The organism is Streptomyces sp. iso_384, from assembly GCF_056172905.1.
Genome location: NZ_JBWBTT010000003.1, coordinates 1 through 4,336, shown reverse-complemented (window position 1 = coordinate 4,336; position 4,336 = coordinate 1). Strand labels below are relative to the sequence as shown.

The 4,336-nt window shown below is 66.5% G+C and carries 3 protein-coding genes and 3 pseudogenes; 4 read left to right on the top strand and 2 right to left on the bottom strand.

The window, feature by feature from the left end; translation table 11 throughout:
* From AC0VY3_RS36305 to AC0VY3_RS36290, 4 genes and pseudogenes are all read left to right on the top strand, one after another.
* Nucleotides 1-250: pseudogene (locus AC0VY3_RS36305) on the top strand (RNA polymerase subunit sigma-70); the annotation flags it as partial.
* A gap of 305 nt (nt 251-555) precedes the next feature.
* Complete coding sequence (locus AC0VY3_RS36300) at nt 556-1,353, top strand: hypothetical protein (RefSeq protein WP_242735313.1); 798 nt, start codon at nt 556-558, stop codon at nt 1,351-1,353.
* Between the two features lie 102 nt (nt 1,354-1,455).
* Nucleotides 1,456-2,310 (top strand): annotated as a pseudogene (locus AC0VY3_RS36295) (IS5 family transposase).
* The gene (locus AC0VY3_RS36290) at nt 2,307-2,705 is read left to right on the top strand and encodes a hypothetical protein (RefSeq protein WP_475551811.1); all 399 of its coding nucleotides are present in this window, start codon (nt 2,307-2,309) and stop codon (nt 2,703-2,705) included. The pseudogene AC0VY3_RS36295 and the gene AC0VY3_RS36290 overlap by 4 nt, the downstream one beginning before the upstream one ends.
* An 85-nt stretch (nt 2,706-2,790) precedes the next feature.
* Here AC0VY3_RS36290 and AC0VY3_RS36285 read toward each other — a convergent pair whose 3' ends face one another.
* Nucleotides 2,791-3,306, bottom strand: a complete 516-nt coding sequence (locus AC0VY3_RS36285) for a hypothetical protein (protein WP_475551810.1) — start codon at nt 3,304-3,306, stop codon at nt 2,791-2,793.
* A 171-nt stretch (nt 3,307-3,477) separates the two neighbouring features.
* A pseudogene (locus AC0VY3_RS36280) lies at nt 3,478-4,226 on the bottom strand (transposase).
* Nucleotides 4,227-4,336 lie beyond the last annotated feature (110 nt).

Sequence of the window (4,336 nt, the reverse complement as noted above, 5' to 3'; positions counted from 1 at the left end):
CGGCGGCACACTCGTCCCGAGCATCCTGCGACACGGCGCGGGCGACGTGGCGTCCCAGGCCATCACCTTCGCCCGCTTCGCGGCGAACGCACACCTGGTACTGGTCAACGGCACACCCGGCGTCGTCTCGTTCGCCGAAAACCGACAACCGCTGTCCGTCATGTCGTTCACCATCCACAACGGCCGCATCACCGCACTCGACATCCTCACCGACCCCGGCCGCCTGACTACCCTCAACCTGACCAACTGACCGATACCGGCCACTCCACAGCGGACGCCGCCCACCGGGAACCAGCACGAAGGCGCACTCGACCGGGCTGAGCGCTGTTCCATCGCGTGAACATCGAGCACAGCGTGGTTCGGGTGCCTCCCCAAACGCTGGACAACTGCTGCCGGGCTCTGGCTCAACTTCCGTTTGCGCGAACGACTCTCACCACCACCGACACCAACCCGAGAGATCGCAGTGTGGGCTGATCCGCGAGGACCAAGGCGGCACTGGAACGACTGGACCGTCCCTCCGCGGCGGTGTCAGTGCCGCATGCCACACTGCTGGCCATGTTGCTCGCTGATCTCACTCTCGACCTGTGGCGGACCTTCGACGAGGCCACCACCCGGCAGATCGCCCAGAATGCCGCTGACCACGTGGGCGGTCGGGTGTCACTCGTCGAGGCCACGGAACACATCGGTGGCTTGCTGCACCGCGTCCGGATAGTGCGGGAGGGGCAGGAGTTCGCCCTGATACCCGGAGGCCGGGTATCCCTGGGCTTCGACCTCAACACCTGGCAGCCGACTGCGCAGCAGGCCGCCGACTACGCCGAGAGCGTGGAACAGGGCTACGGTCACGGGTCCGATCTGCGGACCCACCTTGCCCGCATCCTCAGCGCTCCCCGCAACGTTCACCTGGCGACCGTCCTGATGGCCGTGGATGACGAGAACCTGACCGAACCCCCGGCCGACATGCCAGCTGCCCTCTCCGCCCGTGGTTTGCGGATGCCGACCTCCGACGAGTGGGAGCACGCCTGCGGCGCAGGGTCGGACACCCTGTTCCGGTGGGGCAAGGACTGTCCCCTCGACCGCATCCCCTACGGCGACGACACCGGCCCGCACAACGAACTGAACGCCTTCGGCCTGCACATCGCCTACGACACCTACCGTGCCGAGCTGACCGGCGATGTCACCGCGGTCCACGGCGGCGACGGGGGCGAGTCGGTGTGCGGCGGCTACGGCCACCTGCTGGCCTGGCTCCCCCTGGCGACCGCCAACCGCAACCCTGAGATGGCCGAGTTCGTGTATGGACCGGACGGAGAGGACATGTACAACGACTTCTCCACCCGCCCGGTGCTCACGCTTTGAGTGGACGTTAAGTCCGATCTTCCTCGGTTCGTGATCGCTCGATCGTGGTACTGGTCGCCGTGCCGGGCACCTGATAGGCATGTTCATGCTGAGATGCGGGGCATGGAGCGAGAGCCATACCCCAGCGACTTATCGGACGAGCAGTGGGCGCTGATCCAGCCGATGAACACGGCGTGGAAGCAGGACCGGGTGGCACGGTCGGCGACCGGTGATCCTGGGTCCTACGACCTGCGGGAAGTCGTGAACGCGATCTTCTACCAGAACCGGACGGGCTGCCAGTGGCGCTACCTGCCCCACGACCTGCCGACCTGGTCGGCGGTGTTCTACTACTTCACCCTGTGGCGTCAGGACGGCCTCGACCAGCGCATCCAGGAACTCCTGCGCTGCCAGGTGAGGGAGCGAGCCCGGCGATTAGAGGACCCGTCCCTCGTGATCATCGACACCCAGTCCGTCCGCGCCGCGGCGGGTGTCCCGAAAACCACGACGGGACTGGACGCGCACAAGAAGGTGTCGGGCCGCAAGCGGGGACTGGCCGTCGACGTCCTGGGGCTGGTCATCGGCGTCGTCGTGCTGGCCGCCTCCGCCCACGACAACACCGCCGGCACCGCCCTGCTCGACCAAGCCGCCGAGCGGTGCGGCAACCGCCTGGAGAAGGCCCTGGTGGACCAGGGCTTCAAGGGCTAGGTCCTCATCCACGGCGCCCTGCTGGACATCGACATCGAGATCGTCCGCCGCAACCGGGCCGATCAGGGCAAAGGCTTCGTTCCGCAACCGAAGAGGTGGATCGTGGAGCAGGTCAACGGCACGTTGATGCTGCACCGGCGCCTCGCCCGTGAGTACGACCACAGGCCCGACACCTCCGCCTCACGCATCTACTGGGCCTCGATCGCGAACATGGCCCGCCGCCTCACCACACCCTCTCCGGCCTGGCGCGACACCCTCGGGCTGGCCGCGTGAACGTCACCGGGCTCCTGGCCGGCCTCCAGGCCCAGCACGACGAGACCACATCCCGAGCCATTGAACTACGCGACCAGATCCAGCACTTGACCGCCGCCCTGGCCGAGACCGAAGCGCGACTCGCGGACCTGGCCACCACCGCCAAGGTCATCACCGAACTCGCACCCGCTGGAGGCGACCCCGATCCGCCCGAGACGAACACCGCCTACCAGGCCATCGTGAACGCCTTCAACCAGCACCCCGACCAGGTCTTCCGAGCTCGTGAGCTGCACGAACTCCTCGGCATGCCCACCGACGAGGCATCCGTCAACATCACCCGCAGCCGCCTCGGACGTCTCCTCCGCCAAGGCTTCCTCACTCAGCCTGGACGAGGCCGCTACCAGAAACGGACTTAACGCCCTCTCATGAGACACATCGCGTCGAGGATGTTGACTACACCAGCATTTGTGCGTGCGTTGAGGCAGCCGCTTGTCGGCTTCCTCAGGGGAGTAGTTGCCGAATGTCCAGCCATTGCTGCGCCTGGTCGTGGATCTCGCCTTGCGGAAGGTGCGGCAGGAGCTGTTGGAGTGGCGCGGTGATGTTCTTGACTCGACGCAGCTCGCCGATCTGCTCGACAGCACGATCCTGCCATCGTTCGCTCAGCACGCGGGCTTGCGTTGGCGTCAGAGGCAATGCGCCGAACAGGTCCGAAGCGACGCGAGTGGGGTTCCAGCGCGGGCCTTCGGGATCGGCGCCGAGCTGCTCAATGATCAACGTTCGCAACCAACATTCGTTCGCGATCATCCGCGCTTGCTGCCAAGGCCCGTCGCCGTGCGATCGTGCATTGACCTGGAGCGACAACTCGGCCCACTGTTTCCGCAGGTCTGCCGCAAGGCGGCGATCGCTGGCTCGGGAAGCAGTGAACTCACGTATTTGCTCAAGCACCTGGCCATCGTGACTAGACCGATCCAGCCACGCTTGTGCCTCCTCGAGCGAATCAGGAATCGATTTGCTCACGTTTGAGCTTCCCCTCCATCTCGCCAGCATCGCCCGGCGTGGCTCCGCAGAGTCCGCCCCCTCGCGGCGACCCTCCGAGTCAATCCCACCGTTCGGCCAAGGCTGGGGCCACTTCAAGGCAGCAGGCAGGTGGCCGGCGGACAGTTTGTCAGACCCTTCCGGTGAGCTTCTTCAGCGTTGCCGCTCCAGTGTGAGGACTGCTTTGGCGATTGACGTCATGCGGTTGGGGCTGCATCGGGCCCTGCGGAAGATCCGCCAGGACTTCAGCCTTGCGACCCCGCGTTCGACGGGTGCTCGCGCTGCGACCAGTGCCTGATTGCGGGACTTTTCGGTGGGGGTGAGTTCCTGCAGGGGCCTGCGTTTGATGCCGGTGGTCAGCCACGGGCCGGCGCCCTGGTAGGCGAGATCGGCCAGGATCGGGACGCCCTGGCGCTCGCAGATCCGGATGATCCGGTGGGTACGGGCGGCGGTCAGATCCTGGGTGCGGCCCGGCAGGGCGGGCGAGAGCCACAGCAGCCGGCCGCCAGGATCGGTGACGACCTGCACGTTCACACCATGGCGCCGGTGTTTGTGGGAGTAGTCGGCCCGGCCGTCGCCGACCCGGTCGCACTCGGCGAGGGTGCCGTCGAGCAGGACGAACTCGGGCTCGTGCTCACGCAGCGTCTTCAGCAGACCCGGTGCACGGGCGGCCAGCAGGTCGACGACCATGCTGGTGTAGGCATGCGCGGTGGACTCGCTGATCCCGAACCCGGCGGCGATCTTCGCCAGAGTGATGTGCTCGCGCAGGTACACCAGTGCCACCATCGCCCGCTGTGACGGACGGAGCTTGCAGCGCCGGTCGCCCTCACGGGTGCGATCAGCATGGTGACCCACTCCACGAGTGCATGCGGCAGGTCGAGTGCGGCAGGATGGACGACCAACGAGGCCCCCGAGCAACGTGACTGAGACGTCAGACATCCCGATCAACAGCCCGGGGGCCTCGCTCGTTGCGCTTCACGGACCGTCACCCGATCGGTGGCCACATCGAAGA

Bases quoted from the DNA above. Each gene is read 5' to 3' on its own strand.
- AC0VY3_RS36300 (WP_242735313.1), top strand. From the start codon at position 556: ATGTTGCTCGCTGATCTCACTCTCGACCTGTGGCGGACCTTCGACGAG.